This window comes from Nodosilinea sp. FACHB-131 (assembly GCF_014695395.1).
Taxonomy (GTDB): Bacteria; Cyanobacteriota; Cyanobacteriia; order Phormidesmidales; family Phormidesmidaceae; genus Nodosilinea.
Genome location: NZ_JACJOF010000010.1, coordinates 229,057 through 252,455 on the forward strand (window position 1 = coordinate 229,057; position 23,399 = coordinate 252,455).

Consider the following 23,399-nt stretch of genomic DNA (forward strand, 5'->3'; position numbering starts at 1 on the left):
TCCCATTCAATGGGATACATAGGGGGCAACCGGAGCGGCTAAGCGACCTGGCTAAAAAGCCGATCGCCCCAACCAAAACAGCTCGGGCTGAGGGTTGTGGCGACAGGGGGGCCAGTAGCGCAGCGCCTCTGCATCGAGCTGGGGCGACGGCATCGGCAGATCTTGGGCCAGGCACAGATGGGCGATCGCCCGACCAAACTCGGCCCCGTGCCCTGGAATTCTCGCTATAGCGTGGGCTAGCTCATGGGCCACCAGCCCCGGCCAGTCAGCGGGCACAATGCGGCCCGCATCAACCATCAGCGTAATGGGGGCAGAGCGATCGCCCATCAGGGCCGGTCTTTGACCAACACGAAGCGTCCCGTTTGGAAAATTGCTCTCTATTGGGCTCGGCCCATCACAGCAAAACCCATCTACCCCGGCCTGGGGCGCGATCGGGGCCGCAAAGATTTGCATGTCGGGGGATGAGACCGTCTCAAAACACTCCAGCAGGTCGCGCAAAATGACGTTGAGCTGCTGGTTTACCCGGTGAATGTGCTGACCAATCCAGCTTAGGGCTTCCCCCGGGGGGTCGGCTACGTGGGCCAGAGCAATCCAGCGGGGTTCGACCGACAGGTCGCGCAGCAGGCCTAAATACTGTGTAGCCCGCACCACGGGGTCAGCGCCGCTAGCAGGGGCCTGCTGCCAATAGGCAGCCTGGTAAACCTGCTGATCAAAGCTAGAGGCATCGTTGGAACCTGGCTGGAACGGAGGCTCGTTCCGATTCGGTTCCCGTTCGTGCTGCAAATCGCTGACCATGGGTGAATAACTGAAAACCGGAGCAATAGGCAAAATTTTCCCACAGGATCTCTGCGATCGGTAAGCGACGAACACTTTAAAACCGCTATTTTCGTTAGTCTAAATAGGAACTCAAGGCAATAGTTTGGGCATTGCCACCCCTCTGGCATACCAAATCTAGACCAAAAATCTATCCGAATAACAGTATCCAAAGCACAAAAATTTCCTCCGTCAACGGGGCAAAGTTATATATTTAATAAAGAACCTTTGGTAAAACGCAGCACTCCTCCCCACGATTCATGGTTGCCACTCCTAGTCTCAGCACCTTTAGCCAGCGCCCCCGCAACGGGGACGCGGAAACGCTGAGAAAAATTTTCGCCGCTGTAGATGCAACCAGCTGCCCCTATACCTACAACTTTCACATGCACACCGCTTGCTCCGACGGCAAGCTCACCCCCGCTGGCCTCATGGAGCAGGTGGTCGATATTGGCCTCAGCGCCTTTGCTATCACTGACCACCACACCGTTAAGGGTTACCAGCAGGCCAAAGCCTGGCTGGAAGATTGGCAGTGGCGCCACCCTACTTCCCTCCGCAGCCGCCAGCGCGGCAAGGGTGGGGCTGTGCCGCGGCTATTTACCGGTGTAGAAATCACCGCTATTCTGGTTGAAACCGAGGTGCACATTTTGGGCTATGGCTTTGCGCCCGGCCACGATGCGATCGAGCCCTACCTGCGGGGTTACGCGCCCCGAGGCGAGGCCAAGCTCGCGGTTGCTGTCATCGCAGCAATTCAAGCGGCAGGGGGCATTGCCGTGCTGGCTCACCCCGCCCGCTACCGCACCTCCGCTAAAACTCTGGTGCCCATCGCGGCGGCCCTCGGCATTGACGGGGTCGAAACCTACTACGCCTATGCCAACCCTGAACACTGGGCTCCCTGCCCCCGCCACACGCCCACCATTGAGCAATTGGCCCAAGACCACGGCCTGCTGACGACCTGCGGCACTGACACCCATGGGCCAAATCTGCTGCGGCGACTGTAGGTAGCTAGGGGCAACTACGCTGTGCTCAAATATGCAATCGAGCGTAACATTGAGCGGCAAGCAGCCCGTTACGTCCTGGTGCAGCAAACTACCTAAAAGGCCTGCCCGCACCACGATCGGGGAACAGGTAGTCGATCGCAGCGCGGCGAAAGCTGAGCAGGTCATAGCCTGAGGAATGCGCCCTGGGCGATCGCCAACTACCGCCGAAACACGAACAAGTTGCCTGTAGCACCGCGCCCAAACCGTAGATCTTCATCCAGATAGGACGTGATCCACAGCGCCTCTTGGCGAAGGAATTCGAGCACCGGCACGGTAATTTGGGGCAGGTGCAGTCCAGCAATCCCCAACAGACGAGTGGCCTGCACCGTGAAGGCCCCAAAGCTAACGCGGGCGCTTTCGCCTTCTTCGTAGGGCTTCCAAATGCCCTGGGCCGTGGCGGTGAGTTCGCCAAAGAAGGGTAGGGACAGCACAGCGCCATTTTCGGTGGCAATGCCAGCCCCGCTGCCCTCGGAGTCGGTCAGCCGTTGCCACACGCGCTGAATGCTTACCGGCAAAGGAAACTGCCGCCCTATCCGCCGCGTGACTACCGTGCCCCGCGAGGCATAGACCAGGGCCCAGGAGCCCAGCAGCATGGGCCAGTGCTCAGGCCGTAGGGGCTGGTCAATGGGGTTCAGGGCTTCCAGTTCGCAGATGATTTGGTCGATGGCAGGATGCTCTACAGGCAAAATAGCATCTTCGATTTCTAAAGCGTCAATGCTCTGGAGCAGCTGAGTTTTAAGCTGATGGCGGCGAGTCTGAAGAGGAGTCATTGCAGCAGGAAAATGAGGGGAGTGGGGAGCCTATGTAGGCTGAGAATCTTAGGATACCCGGCAAAGTCAAACAGACTTCTCCAACGGCAGCGGCAGATTGCGAATTGAAAAATCGAGCAGCTCCATGGGGTGAAAGAGCGGCACCGATCGCGCCTGCCCAGCCATGTGCTGCTGAATTTGCAGCGAGCAGCCGGGGTTTGGGGAGGCGACCAGGGCCGCGCCGGTATTCAGCAGATTTTTTACCTTCATCTGGCCTAGCTCTGCCGCCACGTCAGGGTGCAGCATGTTGTAGACTCCGGCGCTGCCGCAGCAGAGGGCGGCATCAATGGGTTCTCGCAGGGTGACGCCGGGAATTTGTTTGAGTAGTTGGCGGGGCTGAAGACTGATTTTTTGGCCGTGGAGCAGGTGGCAGGCGTCTTGATAGACGATGGGCAGAGCGCCTGAGGTGATGGGGTGCAGTGGCGTTGTCAGCCCCACCTGGGCGAGAAATTCTTGCACATCGCGGACTTTGGCCACAAAGGCTTTGGCGCGATCGCGATACTCCGGGTCATCCTGCAAGATATGGTGGTACTCCTTCAGGGTATGGCCGCAGCCAGCCGCGTTGATCACCACGTAATCGACCTCGGCCGCCTCGAAGCAGTCGATCATGCGGCGGGCCAGGGTTTGGGCCTGAGCCGCTTGCCCCTGGTGGGCGGGTAGCGCCGCGCAGCACCCCTGCTCGTGGGGAATCACCACCTCGCAACCGTTGGCGCTGAGCACCCGCGCCGTCGCCGCATTCACATCTGAGAAAAATACGCGCTGCACACAGCCCAGCACCATGCCCACCCGGTAGCGCTGTTCGCCCACTGCCGGAATCAGTTCGGGCAGGTCATCTTGAAAGCTCTCGGCGGTGATTGGGGGCAGCAGCGATTCCATGGCCGCCAGGCTGGGGGATAGTTTGGCTAGCAGCCCGGTTTTCTGCACCAGCTGAGAAATCCCCAGCTTTTGGTAAAGGTACAGGGGACCGGCCATTGCCCGCAGCCGGGTGGGATAGGGGAACAGGCTGAAGATCAGCGATCGCACCAATCGTTCTGGCAGCGATCGCTCATGGTTGCGCTCCACCTGGGGTCGCACCGCTGCAATTAGCTGGTCGTACTGCACTCCGGAAGGGCAGGCGGTGGTGCAGGCCAGGCAGCCCAGGCAGGAGTCAAAATGCTTTGCCGAAGTAGCCGACAGGGGCGCTTCGCCCGTGTTGATGGCGTCCATCAAATAAATGCGGCCCCGAGGTGAGTCCATTTCGGTGCCGAGCACGCGGTAGCTGGGGCAGGTGGTGAGGCAAAACCCGCAGTGCACACAGGCATCAATCAGCTTGGGGTCGGGGGGATGTTGGGCATCAAACCCGTCAGCAACACTGGCAGCGGTGGGCCAAGCGGCGGGCGCTGAAGACTCTGAGGTCGTCATGGAAACGTGGGTAAGGGCTGCTTTCAGCCTAGCGCGATTGCCCACCGAATAACCTTAGGGCAGCGAAGATCCCGCAATGATGAGCGTAGGGATAGGCTTAGGAGATCGGGTGGGAGATCTCTCAAATTTCTTCTGGGAAAATTGCCTTAAAAAGCTCTCTTAGAAAGGGGTAGGCCTTTGAAGATCCACTGGGTTTCTGCTAAAGGAATTGCCTTAAAAAGCCCCCTTAGAGCGGGGGCAGGCATGGTAACTAGAAGACTAGGTTTAATCCACCCCGCGCAGCTTGCGGGTGTTGTCGTAAAGACTTTGGGCGAGACCATCGAGGCGTTGAGAAAGCCTTTCATCTACGATCTTGCCCTGATCGTCGAAGGCTTGCCAAGCCTGGCCGATCGCCACCTGTTCGGGCACCACCCAGGTGTGCACCCAGCGCAGAATGGTGCGCAGATCGTTGAGGGCGTTATTGTTGGACTGACCACCGAGAATGCTGACTGCCCCAGCTACTTTGCCGTCGAGCTGGTCAAAGCTCATTAGGTCTAGGGCGTTCTTCAGCACGCCGCTGACGCTGCCGTGGTACTCGGGGGTAACCAGCACAAAGCCGTCAGCTTCAAGAAACGCCTGGCGCAAACGCTCTACGTCAGGGTGATCAGGATAATCTTTGCCGCCGTGACAGAGGGGCAGGTTCATCTCGCGTAGGTCGAGTTGCTCAACGTCAGCTCCGAGGGCGCCAAGGCGATCGCATACCAGCCCCAGCGCCAGCTGACTATAGGAATTGGGCCGCAAACTACCAGCGATACCGACAAACTTCACCACTGCATACCTCCTGCTCGCTTAAGCATAATCGTAATGACTTCAGGTTAATAAGGATTGTCACGATTTGTCAACTAGCCCACGCTCTCTCGATCAGCTTTGCTAAGGCTCTTCTCAATAAAACGTCCTCCAACAAAACGGCCATGCCCCACGGTTAATCGGCTATAGTGACGGCAAATTACCCCGCCGGTTGCCTTGGGCAAACCCTCACCAAATTCCCTCGAATGCGTTCGAGCCGTTGGCCCGCCGCTGGCGACCCCGGCTGCCGTTCCCTTGAGCCCGCTCACCATTGGGGGCGAAATAATTCCATTGGGTAAGCGGGTGCGGCTCGACCTGCCAGTGGCTCGCCTGACTACCGGCACCATGATGTCGCTGCCGGTGACGGTGATCAGCGGCAAAAAGCCGGGGCCGCGCCTCTGGCTCAGTGCCGCCATTCACGGCGACGAGCTCAACGGGGTCGACGTCATTCGCCGGATTGCTAAGTCGCTTAGGCCCAATCGCCTAGCTGGATCAGTGATTGCGGTGCCGGTGGTGAACATTTTTGGCCTGCTAGAACAGTCCCGCTACCTGCCCGATCGCCGCGATCTCAACCGCTCGTTTCCCGGCTCTAGCCGAGGGTCGATGGCCAGCCGGCTAGCGGCCCTGTTTATGCGGGAGGTGGTCAGTCAGTGCACCCATGGCATTGACCTGCACACGGCTGCAATTCACCGAGTTAACCTGCCCCAGGTGCGGGCCGACCTCAACGATCCGGCCACCTACGATTTTGCCAAAGCCTTTGGGGCTCCAGTTATCATCCACGCCTCCCACCGCGATGGCTCCTTGCGCCAAGCCGCCGCTAAACGCCACATTCCCACGCTGCTCTACGAAGCGGGCGAGGCGCTGCGATTCGACGAATCGGCAATTCAAACCGGGGTTAATGGCATTTACCGGGTGATGGCCTACCTAGGCATGTATACGCCGCCAGCCATGGACCAGCCATCGACGTTAGAAGTGCGAGAGACTCGCTGGGTCCGTGCCTCTCGCGGCGGCATCTGGCACCGATCGGTTTCCCTGGGCGATGAAGTCAAGCAGCGCCAGCCCCTGGGCTTTATCAGCGATACCTTTGGCGACAAGCCGGTGCAGGTGCGTAGCCCCATGGCAGGTATTGTGATTGGCCACAGCCAAAACCCGTTGGTCAACCAGGGCGATGCTCTGGTTCACGTCGCCAGCGTCAAGGCAGCGATCGAGCAAGAACAGTAGGATGAGCACAGCGACGCCCGCCCATCCCGCTAGACCATGCAGCGATTTACCCAGCTTTTTTCGGATATAGATGCGACCACCTCGACCAATGAGAAGGTGCGATCGCTGCAAGCCTACTTTCAAGAGGCCGAACCCGCCGACAAAGTCTGGGCGCTCTACCTGCTGCTGGGCAAAACCCGCCGCCGCCTGGTGACCTCGCGGACGCTGCGGGACGTATTCTTGCAGATTTCCGATATTCCCGAGTGGTTGTTTAAGGACTGCTACGCCCAGGTGGGCGACTCAGCGGAGGTGATTGCGCTGCTGCTGCGGGATGTGGATCTGCCCGGCCAGTCCTTGGCGGCTGGGGTTTCTAAAGCAGAGGGCAGCCAAACTAGCAATGTTTCCGCTAGGGGCGCCCAGCCCTCCCAGGTTGATGCCGATCGCCAACCCCAGGCCGGTCGACCCCCCTCTGTTTCGCTGCACCAGTGGATGGAGGACATTATTCCCATGTATAAAGCCATGGAGACCGACGATGAACGGCGCGATTTGATCGTCTCCTGGTGGGCGGCGCTAGACAATACCGGGATCTTTGTACTCAACAAGATTCTCACTGGAGCCTTTCGGGTCGGTGCATCGGCAAAGCTGGTGATCAAGGGCCTCGCTGCTGCCACGGGTGTTTCTGAAGCCGTGCTGGCCCACCGGCTAATGGGCGACTTTAGCCCCACGGTCGAGTTCTACACCAGCCTGACCAGTGAAGCAGCCACGCAAAATGCTCCCAGCCAGCCCTACCCGTTCTTTTTGGCCACCTCTCTGGACGAAGAAAAATTTCAGGGCGAGGACTGCTCCCGCTGGCGGGCGGAGTGGAAGTGGGATGGCATTCGCGCCCAGGTGATTAAGCGGGCCGACCAGGTATTTGTCTGGTCGCGGGGCGAAGACCTGGTCACAGACCAGTTTCCGGAAGTGGAGGCGATGATGGCCACCTTCCCCAACGGCATTGTGATGGATGGGGAAATTCTCTGTTGGCAAGACGGCATGCCGCTGTCGTTTAACCACCTGCAAAAGCGCCTAGGCCGCAAGAAAGTCAGCAAAAAGGTAATGGAAGATAGCCCTGTCCACTTCATCGCCTACGACCTGCTGGAGTACGGCGGCATCGATATTCGGGAGAAAAGCTGGAGCGATCGCACCCAGTCGCTCTCCACTCTGCTGGCTGTGCACACCGCCCCCAACCTGCATCAGTCTGTGCCCCTTGAGTTTCAGTCCTTTACCGAACTGGCGACCCTGCGCCAAAACTCGCGCCAGCAGGGGGCCGAGGGGCTGGTGGTGAAGGCAATCGACAGCCCCTACCTGGTGGGCCGCAAGCGCGGCTACTGGTGGAAGTATAAGGTTGAGCCGATGAGCCTGGATGCGGTGCTGATCTACGCCCAGGCGGGCAGTGGCAAGCGGGCCAACCTCTTCACCGACTATACCTTTGCCCTCTGGCAGGGCGATACGCTGGTGCCCTTCGCCAAAGCCTACAGCGGGCTGGATAATGCCGAGATTGACGCGCTGGATAAATGGATTCGTCGCCACACGACGGAGCGGTTTGGACCGGTGCGATCGGTGGAGCCGATTCACGTATTCGAGATTGGCTTTGAGGGCATTGCCGCATCGACCCGCCACAAGTCGGGTATTTCGGTGCGTTTTCCCCGCATTCTGCGCTGGCGAAAGGATAAACCTGCCGCCGAAGCCGATACCCTAGAGTCGGCTAGGGAGTTGTTAGCGACCTTTGGATGAGCAACCTCGGGCCGAATCGGTGACGTGTCGCAAACAACCATCAGGATTTGGCCAGGGCGCGATCGACAGCCTCTAAATCTTGCTCTATGTCGGCTTCTGCATAGTGCAAGTAGGCTTTGTGCTCTTTAAGGAAGGCATCAGTAGTTAACTTGGACGGCAGTTGAAGCATGCGTTGAACTTCGGCTGCACTGATGAGCTTTGAACGGTACGCCTCAACGGCTACGGCTTCTAAAGCTTTTTGCGATAGGCTACCCACGTGTGCTTGCAGGCGCTGCTCAATGTCACTAGGGAGGGTGATATTCATAGCTCAGCTCCGTTGGCCGTGGAGGATACGGGAGTCATTATTTAGCATAACTTTCAGATCAGCACCCTATCGGGTAAACAAAGAGGTGTATCTCTATCCTTCGCTGATCAGTAATGTCAGACTAATGAGCTAATTCAACCCCTTTTAGGGCCTAAAATTCGATAGCGTTGCGTGATAATGTTAACCAACTTCTCTGCTTCCGCACCGTTGATTATGCCCATGCCAAATTCGTAACGCTTTGTGTTGTACTCAAACAGAATGCCGCTACAAAACCCACGAGAAAATCGAAACGGTTCTAACGGATCTTTAGACGTTCTCAGATCGTCAAACCGAAGTTTGTGAAGCTTCGTCAAATCAATTTTCATTAAACGATCAAAAAAGGTTTCACTAACCATTGAGGTAATAGAATAATTGTCAAGTGAAGCAATGAATGTTTTGTCATCCATGCGCTCGGCATCACTTCCAGGTAATTGAACCTCCTTAAGGTTTCTAACCCGTAGATTGTGAATCTTTTCTAGGTCAAACTTCCGTTCACGAGAAAAACCTAAGATTTTGTATTGTAAGATCATGCGGATGCTGTTAACGTGGATAATCCTTCTTCCAGTTAAATTCCAAAAGATTAACCCGGCCATTAAAATATCAGCTGCGATAAAAACTATTAGAAAAATTATAAATAACCAAAAGGGTTTGCTTGGATCGCCAAGTACATCCGGGATTGCAAACAACATTGCCAGAGTAACTATTCCAGATAGAAGAAGAGTAAGTGCACACAATATAACCATGCCCCATTCTTTGCGCACGGAAATGACAATATGCAGTCCTCTATCACTATCGGTAATAACTGTGCCGCTATTTGGCAATTGAATTGCTTCCACAATGACTAAATCGATTGAAAGTATAGGTTAAAAATGAGGTTGTTTTGTACTCTGACGGTTCCCTTAAATAGAATAAGTGAACTTATAGCAGCTAACTCGTTATCAGAGAGAGATTTTTTTATCTAATATGTCGCACAAGCATATTCGATAGAAAATTGTCAGTCTAATAACTCTACAGGGGTAATCAGATGGAAATACGTCAGCCTAATACTCTACAGGGTATGTTATGTAGAAAAATTCAGTATAACTGCCCTCTTTAAGCAACAGAGGTCTCTCAAACTACCTTTATGCCTTTGTTGGACCCTACGGTTGACGGGGAGCGATCGCACCACTATCATCATCCATTAAGCCGTTCAGCAGAGCGGTTACTACACAGAACTCGAAAACTTTGGCGCTGTCTGCCGGTGGTGGAACACCGACAAACAGCTAACCCCGCAAATCTCTTGCGCAGATTGCCGGGCTAAGGTCGATCGTACCCTAGCTCTCCCAGTTTGCACCTCAGCTGCGGTTAGCTAGGGTTTTCGCGTTCTGTCTTCCTCAAACCCATAGAAGGAACACAGAACCGATGTTTGAATATCTCGAACCCGACGCCTCTGGCGCGTCGTATCTTCCGCCTGCCCAGCCCGCCCAGCCCCATCCTCGCCCAGAGCGCGTGCGTCACCTGCTCTACGGCAGCCGATTAGGCATAGACCGCACCATCAAAATCCTTCACGCCTACGGCTACGCCAACCCCAACGACTGGAGCGACCCCATCCCTGTGCCGTCCAATAGCATTGAGCCAGGGCACCCAGGTGAACCCCAAACGTGGATGGCTATTCTCACCAAAACCGTGCTGATCGAGTAAATTTCTTAGTCGTAGGTATCGGGTTCCTGGTGCTGCTGCCCAGACTAGGCTACAGGCAAAGGAACCCGGTACCCTATCGCCCCTAGTCGTAATCAGTGCCCTGCGATCGCCAATGTGGCAGAGCTGTTTAGCATGTTGCACTCGCTGATCGTTAAAGTGGCACAGCTGTTTAACGTGTTGCGCCCGCTGATCGTTAAACACAGCCCGATGATCGTTAAAGTGGCATAGCTGATCGTTAAAGTGGCACAGCTGTTTAACGTATTGCGCCTGCTGATCGTCAAACACGGCCCGCTGATCGTCAAAGTGGCACAGCTGTTTAGCAATCTCACCCCGCATTTGACTCTTGGGTAGGCTACAGCAGTCCTTTTAGACGTTGCCCAAGATGAAATTGGCGATCGCCTTAAGCAAGCGGTAGTCGCACTAACTCAGGCTTAACATTATTAGGAAGTTGCCCTGGCCACCAGGTAGACCAGGGGCGATCGCCACTGCACCGTCTGCCCCTGCAACTGCCGTTGACAAGTCTGTTGAACTGTCGCTACATCTTTGTCAGACAGGTGCTCGGCCAGCTGATCGCGGTAGCTAGGTGGGGTGCCACCCACCGCAAACCAGCACTGCAACAGTGCTGACGACACATAGATGCTGCTGTGCAAAACATCCTCTGTGAGCTGAACAGTAAAGCCCGCTTTGAGAAAGAGGGTTTGTAGGGTATCGGCTTGCCAGTTGAAGCGGGGGTCGGTGGCGGAGTGGGCGATCGCATCTTCCGCTTGGTGCCAGCGCTTGACCAGGGCCTTGCTCAATCCCGCGACATCTATCAAGGCCGAGATGCGCTGGCTGTGGCGGGGGATGGTTTCGGCCAGTACCACCACGCCACTGGGAGATAGCAGGTGCTGCACAATCTCGATAAATCGGTCTCGATTCACCACCTGCCCAAAGGCATTGCGCCCCACAATGCGCTCAAAGCGAACGCCTGGCGTGTGGGCAGCGAGGTAAGCGGCCAGAGCTTCGTAGTCAGCATGCACAAACACGGGACGAATTAGTTCGGGTAGCTGGGCCGCTTGTTCTTCGAGCGCTGCCTGATCTTGGGCGGTGTGCACGCGGGCGTAAACGCCGCCCTCGGGCACCTGGCGCAGAGCCTCCCAGGTAAGCAGCCCCGTGCGGGCGTTGAGGTCGAGAATGCGGTGGTGGCGCTGAGGTGAGGCCAGGGCAAAGATGCGATCGCGCACTGCCCCCAGCTGCTCGCCCGCCTGACTGAGGGTGCGCTGTAACCAGCGATCGCGGGCTGGGTCGTCGGGGCTATAGGTGAGCGCTTCGGGCAGCGCACCACCGCCGTCAACCATTGCCGCTAGCTGGGCCTCGCGCCGCTGGGCCACCTGGGTCTGAATCGAAGCCTCGTAGCCCTGAGCCGACGGCTGGTAAAACACCTGCCCCTGCAAGCCGCTGGGCAAATACTGCTGCTCGACCCAGTGGTCGCGGTAGGCGTGGGGGTACAGGTAACCTTTGCCGTGGCCAAAGCCTTTGCTGTCGCGATTGCCGTCTCGCATAGGGTTGGGCACCTCGCGCTCACGCTCCTGCTCGATGGCGGATAGGGCGTCGAAAAAGCCCATGGTGCTGTTGGACTTGGGAGCGGTGGCCAAATACAGCGTTGCCTGAGCTAGAGGATAGCGGCCCTCGGGCATGCCCACTCGGTCAAAGGCGGCGGCGCAGCTGGTCACAACCGTCACGGCGTGGGGATCGCCCAGGCCGACGTCTTCGCTGGCCAAGATCACCAGGCGGCGAAAGATAAACCGGGGGTCTTCGCCGGCGTAGACCATGCGGGCCAGCCAGTAGAGCGCCGCATCGGGGTCAGAGCCGCGCACGCTCTTAATGAAGGCGCTGATAGTGTCGAAGTGGGCGTCGCCCTCTTTGTCATAAAGCACCGCCCGCTGCTGAATCGATTCTTCCGCCACATCCAGGGTGATTTGGATTTGGCCCTGCCCGTCTGGGGGCGTGGTTTCGACCGCTAGCTCCAAGGCGTTCAGCAGGGCGCGGGCATCGCCGTTGGCCACGTTTACCAGATGATCCAGCGCAGCGGGTTCAAGCTGAATGAGGCGATCGCCGTAGCCCCGCTCCTTGTCCGCCAGCGCCTGCTCCACCACCCGATACAGATCCGCTGACTCTAGCGGTTTAAGCTGAAAAATGCGCGATCGGCTGACCAGCGCCTTGTTGACCTCAAAGTAGGGGTTCTCCGTCGTCGCCCCAATCAAAATCACCGTACCGTTCTCTACCCAGGGCAGCAGCGCATCCTGCTGGGCCTTATTGAAGCGGTGCACTTCATCGATAAACAAAATTGTGCGCCTGCCGTACTGGCCGCGCAGGTCTTGGGCCGAGGCGATCGCCTCACGAATATCCTTTACCCCCGCCAGCACAGCATTTAGCGCAATGAAGTGGGCGCTAGTCGTGTTGGCAATGATCTGGGCTAAGGTAGTTTTGCCCGTGCCCGGCGGCCCAAAAAAAATCAGCGACGACAGCTGGTCGGCTTGAATCGCCCGACGCAGCAGTCGCCCCGGCCCCACCACGGCATCCTGGCCAATGAATTCGTCTAGCGTTCTAGGCCGCAGCCGTGCCGCCAGGGGGGCATCCCGGCCAATCTGCTCCTGGCGGCTGTGGTCAAAAAGATCCATCGGACTCGGGCGAAGTAGGGCTAATAAACACCAAAGCTACTGGCATTATCATCCCAGCCTTTCTATGGTATAGCCCTAAACCCTAGCTCTTCCGCAGCAATTCGATGAATATGAATTGCTATCAATTTGTTGGAGAAGCGATCGCAAAATTCTACAAAGCCTGGATATTGCTTCTAAGCGTTCGAAAAGCTCTGTTCTTATCGCAAAGCTTAAAATCCCCCTGTTTCCTTTTACGAGGTAAACAGGGGGATCGGCATAGGACTGGGGCTTCAGAAAATCGCTCCTTGAATGCTTTCTAACCCAGCCAGCCTGGTCTAGTTTTAAAGCTGCAAATAGATCCGTTAACGGCTACAGCCTTAACCGCGAGCCCGTTCTAGCAAAATCATCATGATTAGGCTGAGCAGTACCTGAGTTTCCTCTTGAGACGACAGCTGATCGATGGGCTTAACGATGAATTTGCGAGACAAAAACGAGGGCTGCTTTTCGAGACGCATGACTACGGTGCCATCGCTGCGTTTTACCAGGTATTTAGGATTGAGCACATAGCCACTCAAGGCCCCTAAAATTGGCACTTCTTGAAACAGCGAGTCAAGTATTTTAACCCAGGGATTTTCTTCCTGAATGTGCAGGTTACTGCTGGCATTGTCAAAAACATCGTAGTGGGCTTTCCACAGCGATCGCATGCCTTTCCGCTTAACGCCCCCGATTACCGCCCCGTTGCTATCGGTAAAATTGTAGCGAGCCGAAAAATCAATAATTCGATCGGCTTTAATGTCATAAAGCCTTCTAGTTTGGGCTTCGTCAGCAAAGACGCCAATCGCTTCTTTTAACTTAAATAACTTTTGCTTAACAAAGAATACAACTTTGCCGTTAGCATCTGTAACGGTGATCTTAGGCGCAATCGTCCAAACCTTAAAAGTAATCTCTAAGGGATATTGCATACCCTATAACAGCTCCGGCTTCTATAAAATGTGCTCTTTAGTAATCCCCCGTTTAGGACGCAAATATCAGCCGCGAAAGAGCAGTGGCATAAAGTTAGTATTTCTTAAGTATTTAATCCAAATAAGTTGGCGGCTGTCTGAGATGTGAGAGGGCCAGTGCGATCGCAAAGATGGGCAAGAGGCTTTACCCCTTGCCCATCCAGAGCCGATTGCCTGGCTCGCTTTTAACCAGCTAGATATGCCTTTAAGTCGTGGCGAGCATAGCGCAGTTTTTTAATTGCATCGCGCTCAATCTGGCGCACGCGTTCGCGACTAACGTTGAGCTGTTGGCCCACCTTTGAGAGCGACAGCCCTTCTCCAGTGCCAAGGCCAAAGCGCAACACCAGTACCTCTCGCTGCTGCGGCGTCAGGCGATCGAGAATGCGAAATATATCCTGCTTGAGGCTATTTTGAGCCGCGTATTCTTCGGGCGATCGCCCCTGCTCATCCTCCAGCATGTCGGCCAGCTCAGTGTCGCCTTTGTCGCCCACCAAAGCGTTTAGCGACATGGGCTGCTGCGACTGCGATAGGAACTGACGCACCTGCACTAGGGGCATGTCGAGGTAGTTGGCCACTTCTTCAAGGTTAGCGGTGCGCCCCAGTTCCTGAGCTAGATGGCGTTGGGCGCGCTTGATCTTGGTCAGCTTCTCAAAAATGTGAATGGGCAGGCGGATGGCGCGGCTTTTCTCTGCGATCGCCCGAGTTACCGCCTGGCGAATCCACCAATAAGCGTAGGTTGAGAACCGAAAGCCCTTGGTGGGGTCAAACTTTTCGACTCCACGCTGAAGGCCCATGGTGCCCTCCTGCACCAGATCCATCAGGTCCAGGTTGCGTTTGGTGTACTTTTTAGCGATCGAAACCACTAGGCGCAGATTGGCTTCCACCATGCGGCGACGAGCTGCCTCCCCGGCAGCAATCTGCTGGTGCAAGTCGTCAAGCGATATCTGAGCCGCCGCCGCCCACTCATCTTCTGAAGGCTCGCGGCCCAAGGTATTCGTCAGTTGAGTCGATATATCAGTGAGATGATTCAACTGCTGCACGTGCTTACCCAGCGAAATCTCTTCGTCGCGGGTCAGGCGGGGGATGCGGCCAATTTCTTTCAGGTACGCCTGAACAGAATTGCTAGATGTGGAAATAGCTTGAGCCATGGGGAAATCAGTAGTGGCAATCGACTTACCTGCCACTATGACAAGGGTTGCTATTCCATGCCTCTACCCAAGGGGAGGAAGGCTAAGAATACCTTAAGAGCTACAGTTAGCGCCGTCGTACTGCACCTGCACCGGCAGCCAGTGGGCTCGGGGGTTGGGTAAACTGCCAGCTTGAGGGTCAAAGCTGCGCTGTAGGGCCAATTCTAGTGCTTTCTCATCCAGTACTGTATAACCTGTGCTGTCGAGCAAGACTGGCTCCTTTACCAGTTGACCTGCTGCATTCACAATCACCCCAACCAGCCCTTCAGCGGGGGCTGGCGTCAGGCAGCTGGCCAGAGGATAGGTAACCTGCAAAGGGGCGAGTTTGCTCCCTAGGACGGGCACCTCGCTGTCGCCTAAACCTTGCCCTTCTGTCTCTAGCCACCCCGGCACGACAGCGGTGTGAAAGGCCACCTCATCAGCAACTAGCGATTTAGCCTGCTGATTAAACTGATACTGCCCTAGATCGCGCAGGCGCTCGTCAAGGGTTGCGGGCGGTAGCTCTGGGGGCACCGGCTCCAGGTCAACAACATCCGCAGGTGGGGCAGTCGGTTTAGCCTCTACCGGCTCAACTCGGCTTGGCGAAGGGACCGGAGGTGGAGCAGCGGGTGGAGCGGAGCGGACAACAGGCGGTGCTTTGGGAGCTGGGGCTTGGGGCGACTGAGGGGCTGGGGCGGCCGCAACAGTTTCGGCAGGCTTAACGGCTGTCGGTAGCCGCAGCACCCCCACGGTCGTAGTCGGAGCGGGGATTTCGATCAGGCTCTCCGGCAAACTCTCTGGGGCCTCTGGGCTAGACTCGGGCATCGGCCAAGCCAGCAGCACACCGTGCAGCCCGATGGAGAGCAGCGCCAGCAACCCACCCCCCGACCACCGGAGAGAGCGCTGACCCACCCTGAGTTTGAAAGGAAATGTCATACCCATGCCCGTTGTTTTGCGCCGGTAAATATTAGCGTTTGACGTTCTCAAGGTGGCACATGTTTTAGATAGTGTTATCAGCGGGCAGACAGTTTTTATATTGTCGTTATTTGCCGCTACGCTAGGGCTGTCGAGGCTCTACCCACAAAGGCTGGAAACAATGCGGCGAAAAGACTTGACCCTACTCACGACGGGCCTGCTGCTGGCGATAACAGCCATCCTTTTAATCGCCCTGGAGCCCCGTCAGTTATCTGCTGCTCCGTCCCCCGAGGCCAGTGCTGTGACCACCCAACTTTTGACCGATCCATTTTTGCAGTACCCTACCCCTGGTGCGGTGCAAGTGGTGTGGTTTACCGAGTTTGAGGGACAGGACCACCAGGTGCGGTGGGGTTCCCCCGATCAATCACCCGAAGCTAATCTACCCAATCGAGCCCCGGCCACTACCACGCGGTTGGCCCGAACCCGAGAAGACAGTCAGTCCCGGATTGAGCACCCCAACTTTTTGGATCTACAGCAGACCGTGGCGCGCCCGATTTGGCGGCATGAGGCCGCAGTTACGGGGCTGCCTCCAGGGCAGCGGGTGCCCTATCGAGTAGCCAGCACCGGACCCGATGGCACCGTGGCCGAAAGTCGCACGTTCACCCTTGCTGGAGCCCCCGTAGCCGGTCAGCCTACTAAGATCTTGCTCACCTCCGACCACCAAAACATGCCTATGGTCTCTGCCAACCTGCAAAAGGTGTCAGAGACCTTGGGTCAAGTAGATGCGGTATTTTTTGCGGGCGATCTGGTCAACGTTCCCGATCGCGCCTCAGAGTGGTTTGACGACAGCCGGGGCGTTGGCTTTTTTCCCTGTTTGCAGGGCAACACTCGCTACAACCTAGAGCGCAACGGCCGTACCGTGACCTACCAGGGCGGCGAAATCATTCAGCACGCGCCGCTGTTTCCGATTTTGGGCAACCACGAGGTAATGGGTCGCTTTACCCCAGCGGCGCCCCTGGGAGAGCAGTTCAACCAGGCCATACCGCGATCGGCCGCAGTGGAGCTGTACGAGGCCAATACCGAGCTGTTTAACCCCGCTGGCGACTCCGCCCTGCGCGACCAGTGGATTGTTGACAATTCCTTTAACAGCGATACCTACGAAGCTCTGTTTAGCCTGCCGGTCACCCCGGTGCCCAACCGCGATCGCTCCGAAACCACCAGCCGCTACTATGCCACCACCTTTGGTGACGTTCGCCTGGTATCGCTCTACGTTACTCAGATTTGGCGACCTTACAACCTTGATGCTACCGTACGGGGCCGCTACCAGGAGCGCGAAGCCGACCTGGGCACGCCGCAGAACTGGGGTCACGGCCAGCACATTTTTGAACCCATTGAGCAGGGCAGCTTGCAGTATCAGTGGCTGGAGCAGGAATTGGCCAGCGAGGCTTTTCGTCAGGCCAAATACAAGGTGGTGATGCTGCACCATCCACCCCACACCCTGGGCGACAACATCGTGCCGGCCTTCACCAACCCCGTGCGCCGCTACGATCGCGACAGTGCTGGCCGCCTCACCGCTGTTCGTTACGAGTACCCCCGTGCCGACGACTACATCGCCCGCGACCTGGTGCCCCTGCTCGAACAGGCCGGGGTAGACCTGGTCTTCTACGGTCACTCACACCTGTGGAACCGCTTTGTGTCGCCCCAGGGCACCCACTACCTCGAAACCTCGAACGTGGGCAATTCCTACGGCGCGTTTTGGCAAGATCAATCTCGCCCCGTTCCCCCCGAGACGATAGAGGGCTCGGCGGTGACCTATTCTCCAGACGATTACGTAGCCCAAGGCGACCCGAATAGTTTAGAGCCCGTAGTGCCCACGATCGCCCCCCTGCGGGACGACAGCGGCCAGCCGTTGCCCTATCTAGCTAGCAACGACATCACCGCCTTTAGCGTGTTTGACACGGGCACGGGCACCATCAGCAGCTACTACTTCGACACGCGGGAGCCGGACTCGGCGGTGGTGAAGTTTGATGAGTTTATCGTGGGCCGATGAGCGGACGAGGGAGCAGTCTGGAGTAGGGCTATTGGGTTGTTTGACCTTTCACTTGCCGCACTGTCTCATCGTCCCTGCCCTTCTCCATCCTCGTAGCGCTCGGTGGCGAGAAAGTGGCCGATTAGGTATAGCGAACCGCACAGCACCTTGAGCTGAGCTGAGGCCTGACCGATCGCGAGTAGGCCATCCCTGAGGGAATTGTGGACTTCGCACTGGGCCAGGTCAGGGCACACCGATCGCGCGATCGCCCCCAGTTCCTCCGGCGCTGCCGTCTCGTGCCCTGGCACAGGCACCAGATGCAGGGCATCCCCTGGCCGCAGCAGGGCCGCAAAAATATCGCGGTGGTCTTTGGTCGAGAGCATTCCCATCAGCCACGCTGTTCCCGCTGGTTTTCTAATCTGGCTAGCCCACCAGCTATCCACATACTGGCGCAGCACCTCAGCCGCCGCCGGGTTGTGGGCTCCGTCGATCAGCAGCGGGTAGCTCTCAGCGGCCTGCCCCCAGGTCACCCACTGCAAACGTCCCGGCCAGCGAGCCTGGCCCATGCCTTGGGCGATCGCATCGTCGGTAATGCTCCAGCCCTGCGCGCGCAGGTTGAGCAGGGTGGCGATCGCGATCGCCGAATTAGTGAGCTGGTGCTCTCCCAAAAGCGCCAGGGGATAGGTAATGGCTTCATTACCGCTACCGTAGCGAGCCTGCCCCTCCCCCAAAGCAACAGCGGGCTCAGGCCACACCGCCGGACAGCCTAATTCGGCCAAACGAGCCTGCACCACCGCCGCTACTTCAGCAGGCAGCGGACCAATTACAGCGGGACGACCGGGCTTTAGCACCCCCGCCTTTTCACGGGCAATATCGGCCAGGGTGGGGCCGAGGCGCTGCCAGTGCTCACGGCTGAGGGAGATAATTACGCTCACTAGGGGCACGTCCACCACATTGGTGGCATCGAGTCGCCCCCCTAGGCCTACCTCCATCACCGCTAGATCTACCCCGGCCTCGGCGAAGTGCAGCCAAGCAGCGGCAGTAAACACCTCAAACTGGGTCGGCGAGGGTTGGGACGGGTCAATCGCCGCCACCACTTGATTCAGCCGAGCAACCAAATCCTGAGTTGCAATGGGTTCCCCATTGACCACAATGCGCTCTCGCCAGCTCACCAGGTGCGGTGAAGTGTAGCGCCCTACCCGATACCCTGCTGCCCCCAACACTGCCGCCAGGTAAGCACACACCGACCCCTTACCGTTGGTGCCCGCCACATGCACCAGCGGCACTCGCTGCTGAGGATTACCCAACGCTCCCAGCAATCGTTGAATGCGTTCTAGCCCCAGCTCAACCCCAAATCGCCCAAAGGGGGCCAGGATGCTCTCAATCTGTTGCTCTTGTTCTATCTGAGGCTGATACACGGGCAGTTCTCTCCGCCAGCGAGGAACGGGTAGCTAGGTCAATAAGCATCTTATCGAAGGGCGATCGCCCTTATCCCAAACTATTCTCTCTATTGACCGTCGAGGGCTAATCCCAACCGATGCCCATCCAACGACAAAATACGCAATGCTGTTATCCACCGAGCGTCGTTGAGCATCATCAGGGCAATCGGCCCCAAAGTAGGTCACTAGTGGTGAACGGGCATGAAAAAGGCGCAGCCTGGGCTGCGCCTGAGTTAAGACATTAGCGCCTGGGCCAGGGCTACACAGCCTCGGTATTTTTCTCCCCGGTGCGAATGCGGATGATTTCATCGACGGGGCTGACGAAGATTTTGCCGTCGCCAATCTCGCCAGTGCGGGCGGCGGAAATAATCTTGTCAACTACAGTGTCGACTTGGGCCTCTTCGACCACAATTTCAATCTTGAGCTTCTGGAGGAATTCAACGGTGTACTCCGAGCCTCGGTAGCGCTCGGTCTGTCCTTTTTGGCGACCAAAGCCGCGCACCTCCGAAACGGTCATACCCACAATGCCGGCATTAACCAGAGCAATCTTGACCTCGTCAAGCTTAAAGGGGCGGATAATAGCTTCTATTTTTTTCATAGATCAAACCAGGGTGCTTCAGCGGATATCTCTTAGCTTCGGTCTATGTGTATCGGGCCTGACCCCTACAATACTGTATTGTCAGCTACAAAAAGTCAGGTGAGCAGAGTCAAAGCGGCTGGAAAAGCAAGCTATAGACGGTAATTCAGCGTTCTAACGAGAATTGCTCAGCAGCGGCTTCATAATCAGGAAACCGGCCCCAAAAGCACTGATCACGATTAGCAGAATAGTTGCAGCCAACCACAGACCGCTCAAGTCTGACGACTTCTGGTTCAGCTGACTAGGACGGCTAGCATCGATCCGCTCTTCGGTGTAAAGCCGCTGAGGCGCTGCCTGGGGCCGTTTGGGCGGCATTTTGGGCGCTTTCTTTGCCTTGGGCTTCACCATTTGAGTTAGCTGGCTGGCTAGGGTCGATACCCCTTCTCCCATAGACTCTGATAGCCGTTCTGGCAGAGAAGCCGAAGGCTCTTCAGCTATGGGGTAAGTTGCAGCCATTACTGGGGCCTCAATGCCCAAGGAGGTCGTGACAGGGCGGATAATGCTCTCTGGCTCGATCGCCTGAGGTTGGCTGACCTCGATCGCCTGCTTGAGGCGAGCTGCCGAGTCCGCAAAGCGAATCATTTCCTGGCGCAGCACCTGGTTTTGCTGGTTGAGCTGCTGATTTTGCTGGGTCAGCGAATCGACCATGCCCTGGGTAGCGCGCAGTTCTGTGGCTAGCTCGCGGTACACCGAGATCGGCACCGAAGGAGCCTGACGGCTGCCCTGGGGTGCTTCTGGGGCGACGGCTCCAGGGTAAGCAGATTCGGGAGAATAGGGTACGTTCATGATGACGGTAGAAGGGGCGTTTAAGAACGAAAAAGAAGCCTGAAAATTGGTCTGCCCAAGGGTAGTTCACATTAGAGCAACTGCACCAGTTTTAGTCAAGAAAAGTTTTGGCGCCTACAAATTTGGCATTGCTGAAGGGTGGCATGAATTCGATTAAGGGCAAACAGCCGTTTGCCCCTACGAGGAACGTTGAATTTTCAATTCGCATCTGTATCCAGCAATTCCTCAAATTCCGTTGTGGACAGTGGATTTTAGCAACTGTCTCACCCTAGAAGTAGATTCGACTGTCAAAGGGTGCGGGGTTTTGGGTCTAATGTGGACTTCGACTTAAAAAACCAATTCGAAACCGATATCCAGGTATAGCCTCCTCAGCTAGAGCGCTACAGAAGGCTCTAGGGCTGCTGCTAGGGCAGCGCTATCGGCCACAAAGCCGAAGCACTGGTTGACGTTATAGACAGTGGCCTGGGCGCAGTAGTCGGGGGAGGTGGTGGCGCTACAGTCGCTCAGCAAAACGCAGTCATAACCGAGGAAATTGGCGTCTTGCAGGGTAGCCATAACGCACTGATCTATATTCACCCCAGCGAAGAGTAGGGTGGTTTTGCCCAGGTTGCGCAAAATGCTGTCCAGGGGCGTATCCCAAAAGCCGCTCATGCGGTACTTATCAACCCAAATGTCTTGAGGTTGAGATTCTAGCTCATCGACCACGGCCGCCGCCCAGCTGCCTTTGGTGAGCACAGGGGCACCGTTGGCCGGAAGGGGGTCGCCGAGGCCCACACCGGCACCGCTGGGGTTATAGACATGGTGCAGGCCGGCACTGAGGTTGAGGCGATCGCGGCGGTTGCCCCAGTTGACCCACACCACCGGCACTTGAGCCGATCGCAATTGAGGCAGCAGAGATTGCAAAGGCTGAATCGCCCGGCGGGCCGGGTTTACGTCGACCCCAATGCTGGCTAGCCAGCCATTGGGGTGGCAAAAGTCGTTTTGCATGTCAATGACCAAGCAGACCGTTTTGGCGAGGTCAAACCGCACCTGCTTAGTCTGAGTGACAAGGGTGGCCAGTCGAGGCTGTAGCGCTTGACGGCTGATATCAGCCACCTGCTCGTTGACCCACCAGGCATTGGGTGAGTGGCCTAAAGGGCGCAGGTTTGAGACATCCATGACCAACCTCCCAGGAGCGCGATTTGGTTATCTCACCTGGAGGGCCAGCACCGCTAGCCCAGCCGTTACCGCGTAGGCCACAGCTACAACTTGAATCTCAGACCAGCCCGACAGCTCAAAGTGGTGGTGAAGCGGAGCCATCTTAAAGAAACGCTTGCCGACGCCGTCGGGGCCTTTGGTGGCTTTGAAGTAGCCCACCTGAATGATCACCGACAGGGTTTCGGCAAAGAACAGCAGGGTCAGCACCAGCAGGGCAAACAGGTTGCCGCTGAGAATGCCCACGGCTCCTAAAGCCGCACCCAGAGCTAGAGAACCCGTATCGCCCATGAAGACGCGGGCGGGGTTGTGGTTGTGGAGCAAAAAGCCCAGGCAGGCACCGGCCATAGCAGCGCAAAATACCATCAGGTCGAGGTGGGTGGGGGCAACAATGGCAGCAAGACCCATGAAGGCGATCGCCCCCGTGCCGCCCATTAGCCCGTCGAGGCCGTCGGTGAGGTTGGTGGCGTTGCTTTCGGCCACTAGCACAAACCCAGCTAGGGGCCAAAACAAGAAGCTGAGGGGTAAGCCCAGACCCAGGGGCAGTGCCACGGTGGTAATGCTGGCGGGCTGACTGGTGAGTACCCACAGGCAAAATAGCACCGCGATCGCAATCTGTAGGATTAGCTTGGTGCGAGGCGAGATGCCTTTGTTGGAGCGCCGCTGAATGACCTGCCAGTCGTCAACCCAGCCAATGGCTCCGTAGGCCAAGGTCAGCAGCGATACGGCCACCGCATCGCGGGCAAAGCCGGTCGCCACTAGGGCAACAATGACCGCTACCGGCACAAAAAAAGCGCCACCCATAGTTGGAGTGCCCGCTTTTTTGAGATGGCCCTGGGGACCTTCTTCACGAATAAATTGACCGGTTTTGAGCGCCCGCAGCAGGGGAACCGCCGAAAAGCCGAGCAGGCTGCTGCCCAGAGCGGCCACAATAAAGGGAACGGTGATTGAGGCACCCAGGCTGACGGCATTGCCTAAGGTTCCATCTAGCCCGACGGCAGCGGCGCTGAGCCCTAGACCCAGCAGCCAAAACAGCGTTTGGCCATTCAGGGATAGCCGCCCCGAGGCTAAAAACTTCGCATCCACAAACAATTCCTCACTTGCTTCACACCGCACACCATCAGGAGTCTACTGGATGATCTTCCAATTGACTACATTTAGCGCCCGGAAATAGTCAGGAAGCTTAAATGAATAGTCTCATTTGGGAACGAAGTTTTACAACACTTAACGGCGTATTGATGCGACCTCCAGTTCTGCGGCCTCAGCCGACAGGGGCCAGCGTGTTCTCGCTAAAACCCCTTCGAGTTTCGCTACGCCCAGCGGCCAGATTCCCCTAATTGCAGCGTTTTTAGACGGGCTACGCTTAGTCGTCGTCATCGTCGAGGGCGAGATCGGTATCGTCATCATCCTCAAAGGCGTCGTCGTTGCCCATCAGATCGGAAATTTCCTCGTTTTCAGCCTCGTCGGGGATCGTCTCAACGACATCGCGGCTGCGCAGGCGACCGATACTCTCCAGCCAGTGCAGAATGGATGAGTCGCCGTTGGAGGGCAAAATTGGGGCCTTGGCGTTGCGGGGCACCTGGCGCAAAGACGGGTTGTAATACTTGTTAGACATAGCGGTGGTCTTGTACCAATAACGAGGCAATACACAGACATTCCATCGTAGCAGAGACCCCAAGGGGGCACTGCCCGAAATTTTGCCTTATCATGCC

Annotated in this window: 21 protein-coding genes; 5 read left to right on the forward strand and 16 right to left on the reverse strand. The window is 56.9% G+C overall.

The features are described from left to right. Window positions 1-51: 51 nt before the first annotated feature. Entirely contained in the window at window positions 52-795 is a 744-nt protein-coding gene (locus H6F75_RS06310; RefSeq protein ID WP_190750311.1) for a hypothetical protein, read from the reverse strand. A gap of 278 nt (window positions 796-1,073) precedes the next feature. Here H6F75_RS06310 and H6F75_RS06315 point away from each other — a divergent pair, with 278 nt between their 5' ends. After that, window positions 1,074-1,811, forward strand: a complete 738-nt coding sequence (locus H6F75_RS06315; RefSeq protein ID WP_190750313.1) for a PHP domain-containing protein — start codon at window positions 1,074-1,076, stop codon at window positions 1,809-1,811. Window positions 1,812-2,008: 197 nt separating this feature from the next. On the opposite strand, the gene H6F75_RS06320 is transcribed toward H6F75_RS06315, so the two are convergent. The 3 genes from H6F75_RS06320 to H6F75_RS06330 all read right to left on the reverse strand — a co-directional run bounded on the left by H6F75_RS06320 (window position 2,009) and on the right by H6F75_RS06330 (window position 4,870). After that, window positions 2,009-2,620, reverse strand: coding sequence for a PAP/fibrillin family protein (locus H6F75_RS06320; RefSeq protein WP_190750315.1), 612 nt, complete (start codon window positions 2,618-2,620; stop codon window positions 2,009-2,011). Between the two features lie 66 nt (window positions 2,621-2,686). Further along, window positions 2,687-4,060: a heterodisulfide reductase-related iron-sulfur binding cluster gene (locus tag H6F75_RS06325; protein WP_190750317.1), complete on the reverse strand. Its 1,374-nt coding sequence runs from the start codon at window positions 4,058-4,060 to the stop codon at window positions 2,687-2,689. A gap of 264 nt (window positions 4,061-4,324) precedes the next feature. Further along, window positions 4,325-4,870, reverse strand: coding sequence for an NAD(P)H-dependent oxidoreductase (locus H6F75_RS06330; protein ID WP_190750319.1), 546 nt, complete (start codon window positions 4,868-4,870; stop codon window positions 4,325-4,327). Window positions 4,871-5,155: 285 nt separating this feature from the next. Here H6F75_RS06330 and H6F75_RS06335 point away from each other — a divergent pair, with 285 nt between their 5' ends. Together H6F75_RS06335 and H6F75_RS06340 are read left to right on the forward strand one after the other, a co-directional pair. Then, window positions 5,156-6,106, forward strand: a complete 951-nt coding sequence (locus H6F75_RS06335; RefSeq protein WP_190750418.1) for a succinylglutamate desuccinylase/aspartoacylase family protein — start codon at window positions 5,156-5,158, stop codon at window positions 6,104-6,106. 36 nt (window positions 6,107-6,142) lie between these two features. Further along, entirely contained in the window at window positions 6,143-7,858 is a 1,716-nt protein-coding gene (locus tag H6F75_RS06340) for an ATP-dependent DNA ligase (protein WP_190750321.1), read from the forward strand. A gap of 40 nt (window positions 7,859-7,898) precedes the next feature. On the opposite strand, the gene H6F75_RS06345 is transcribed toward H6F75_RS06340, so the two are convergent. Both H6F75_RS06345 and H6F75_RS06350 read right to left on the reverse strand, forming a co-directional pair. Further along, on the reverse strand, window positions 7,899-8,162 hold the full coding sequence (locus H6F75_RS06345) for a UPF0175 family protein (RefSeq protein WP_190750323.1): 264 nt from the start codon (window positions 8,160-8,162) through the stop codon (window positions 7,899-7,901). A 134-nt stretch (window positions 8,163-8,296) separates the two neighbouring features. Continuing rightward, entirely contained in the window at window positions 8,297-9,037 is a 741-nt protein-coding gene (locus H6F75_RS06350; protein ID WP_190750325.1) for a hypothetical protein, read from the reverse strand. 565 nt (window positions 9,038-9,602) lie between these two features. Between H6F75_RS06350 and H6F75_RS06355 the strand changes: the two genes are divergently transcribed. Then, window positions 9,603-9,881: a hypothetical protein gene (locus tag H6F75_RS06355; RefSeq protein ID WP_242019740.1), complete on the forward strand. Its 279-nt coding sequence runs from the start codon at window positions 9,603-9,605 to the stop codon at window positions 9,879-9,881. 440 nt (window positions 9,882-10,321) lie between these two features. Here H6F75_RS06355 and H6F75_RS06360 read toward each other — a convergent pair whose 3' ends face one another. From H6F75_RS06360 to H6F75_RS06375, 4 genes are all read right to left on the reverse strand, one after another. Continuing rightward, window positions 10,322-12,541 (reverse strand): AAA family ATPase, encoded by a 2,220-nt coding sequence (locus tag H6F75_RS06360; protein WP_190750327.1) that lies wholly within the window; start codon window positions 12,539-12,541, stop codon window positions 10,322-10,324. Between the two features lie 356 nt (window positions 12,542-12,897). Further along, window positions 12,898-13,482, reverse strand: a complete 585-nt coding sequence (locus H6F75_RS06365) for a hypothetical protein (RefSeq protein ID WP_190750329.1) — start codon at window positions 13,480-13,482, stop codon at window positions 12,898-12,900. A 224-nt stretch (window positions 13,483-13,706) separates the two neighbouring features. Next, window positions 13,707-14,669 (reverse strand): RpoD/SigA family RNA polymerase sigma factor, encoded by a 963-nt coding sequence (locus H6F75_RS06370; protein WP_199303775.1) that lies wholly within the window; start codon window positions 14,667-14,669, stop codon window positions 13,707-13,709. A 93-nt stretch (window positions 14,670-14,762) separates the two neighbouring features. Further along, entirely contained in the window at window positions 14,763-15,623 is an 861-nt protein-coding gene (locus H6F75_RS06375) for a hypothetical protein (RefSeq protein ID WP_190750330.1), read from the reverse strand. Between the two features lie 160 nt (window positions 15,624-15,783). On the opposite strand from H6F75_RS06375, the gene H6F75_RS06380 reads away from it, so the two are divergent. Beyond that, window positions 15,784-17,652: a metallophosphoesterase gene (locus H6F75_RS06380; protein WP_190750332.1), complete on the forward strand. Its 1,869-nt coding sequence runs from the start codon at window positions 15,784-15,786 to the stop codon at window positions 17,650-17,652. A gap of 65 nt (window positions 17,653-17,717) precedes the next feature. On the opposite strand, the gene H6F75_RS06385 is transcribed toward H6F75_RS06380, so the two are convergent. From H6F75_RS06385 to H6F75_RS06410, 6 genes are all read right to left on the reverse strand, one after another. Then, complete coding sequence (locus tag H6F75_RS06385; protein ID WP_190750422.1) at window positions 17,718-19,055, reverse strand: folylpolyglutamate synthase/dihydrofolate synthase family protein; 1,338 nt, start codon at window positions 19,053-19,055, stop codon at window positions 17,718-17,720. Window positions 19,056-19,329: 274 nt separating this feature from the next. Continuing rightward, on the reverse strand, window positions 19,330-19,668 hold the full coding sequence (locus H6F75_RS06390) for a P-II family nitrogen regulator (protein WP_073609484.1): 339 nt from the start codon (window positions 19,666-19,668) through the stop codon (window positions 19,330-19,332). A 153-nt stretch (window positions 19,669-19,821) separates the two neighbouring features. Next, a complete protein-coding gene (locus H6F75_RS06395; RefSeq protein WP_190750334.1) occupies window positions 19,822-20,493 on the reverse strand; it encodes a hypothetical protein in 672 nt (223 codons plus the stop codon). 372 nt (window positions 20,494-20,865) lie between these two features. After that, the gene (locus tag H6F75_RS06400; protein ID WP_190750336.1) at window positions 20,866-21,651 is read right to left on the reverse strand and encodes an isochorismatase family cysteine hydrolase; all 786 of its coding nucleotides are present in this window, start codon (window positions 21,649-21,651) and stop codon (window positions 20,866-20,868) included. Between the two features lie 27 nt (window positions 21,652-21,678). Then, the gene (gene mraY / locus H6F75_RS06405) at window positions 21,679-22,773 is read right to left on the reverse strand and encodes a phospho-N-acetylmuramoyl-pentapeptide-transferase (protein WP_190750338.1); all 1,095 of its coding nucleotides are present in this window, start codon (window positions 22,771-22,773) and stop codon (window positions 21,679-21,681) included. Between the two features lie 277 nt (window positions 22,774-23,050). Continuing rightward, entirely contained in the window at window positions 23,051-23,302 is a 252-nt protein-coding gene (locus H6F75_RS06410) for a DUF3134 domain-containing protein (protein ID WP_073609481.1), read from the reverse strand. Between the last annotated feature and the right edge of the window lie 97 nt (window positions 23,303-23,399).

Excerpts from the sequence above, each read along its gene's own strand:
- H6F75_RS06325 (WP_190750317.1), bottom strand. The coding sequence starts at position 4,060 with ATGACGACCTCAGAGTCTTCAGCGCCCGCCGCTTGGCCCACCGCTGCC.
- H6F75_RS06340 (WP_190750321.1), top strand. The coding sequence starts at position 6,143 with ATGCAGCGATTTACCCAGCTTTTTTCGGATATAGATGCGACCACCTCG.
- H6F75_RS06400 (WP_190750336.1), bottom strand. The coding sequence starts at position 21,651 with ATGGATGTCTCAAACCTGCGCCCTTTAGGCCACTCACCCAATGCCTGG.
- H6F75_RS06375 (WP_190750330.1), bottom strand. The coding sequence starts at position 15,623 with ATGACATTTCCTTTCAAACTCAGGGTGGGTCAGCGCTCTCTCCGGTGG.
- H6F75_RS06355 (WP_242019740.1), top strand. The coding sequence starts at position 9,603 with ATGTTTGAATATCTCGAACCCGACGCCTCTGGCGCGTCGTATCTTCCG.
- H6F75_RS06345 (WP_190750323.1), bottom strand. The coding sequence starts at position 8,162 with ATGAATATCACCCTCCCTAGTGACATTGAGCAGCGCCTGCAAGCACAC.
- H6F75_RS06395 (WP_190750334.1), bottom strand. The coding sequence starts at position 20,493 with ATGAACGTACCCTATTCTCCCGAATCTGCTTACCCTGGAGCCGTCGCC.
- H6F75_RS06410 (WP_073609481.1), bottom strand. The coding sequence starts at position 23,302 with ATGTCTAACAAGTATTACAACCCGTCTTTGCGCCAGGTGCCCCGCAAC.
- H6F75_RS06320 (WP_190750315.1), bottom strand. The coding sequence starts at position 2,620 with ATGACTCCTCTTCAGACTCGCCGCCATCAGCTTAAAACTCAGCTGCTC.
- H6F75_RS06380 (WP_190750332.1), top strand. The coding sequence starts at position 15,784 with ATGCGGCGAAAAGACTTGACCCTACTCACGACGGGCCTGCTGCTGGCG.
- H6F75_RS06390 (WP_073609484.1), bottom strand. The coding sequence starts at position 19,668 with ATGAAAAAAATAGAAGCTATTATCCGCCCCTTTAAGCTTGACGAGGTC.
- H6F75_RS06310 (WP_190750311.1), bottom strand. The coding sequence starts at position 795 with ATGGTCAGCGATTTGCAGCACGAACGGGAACCGAATCGGAACGAGCCT.
- H6F75_RS06360 (WP_190750327.1), bottom strand. The coding sequence starts at position 12,541 with ATGGATCTTTTTGACCACAGCCGCCAGGAGCAGATTGGCCGGGATGCC.
- H6F75_RS06365 (WP_190750329.1), bottom strand. The coding sequence starts at position 13,482 with ATGCAATATCCCTTAGAGATTACTTTTAAGGTTTGGACGATTGCGCCT.
- H6F75_RS06370 (WP_199303775.1), bottom strand. The coding sequence starts at position 14,669 with ATGGCTCAAGCTATTTCCACATCTAGCAATTCTGTTCAGGCGTACCTG.
- H6F75_RS06315 (WP_190750313.1), top strand. The coding sequence starts at position 1,074 with ATGGTTGCCACTCCTAGTCTCAGCACCTTTAGCCAGCGCCCCCGCAAC.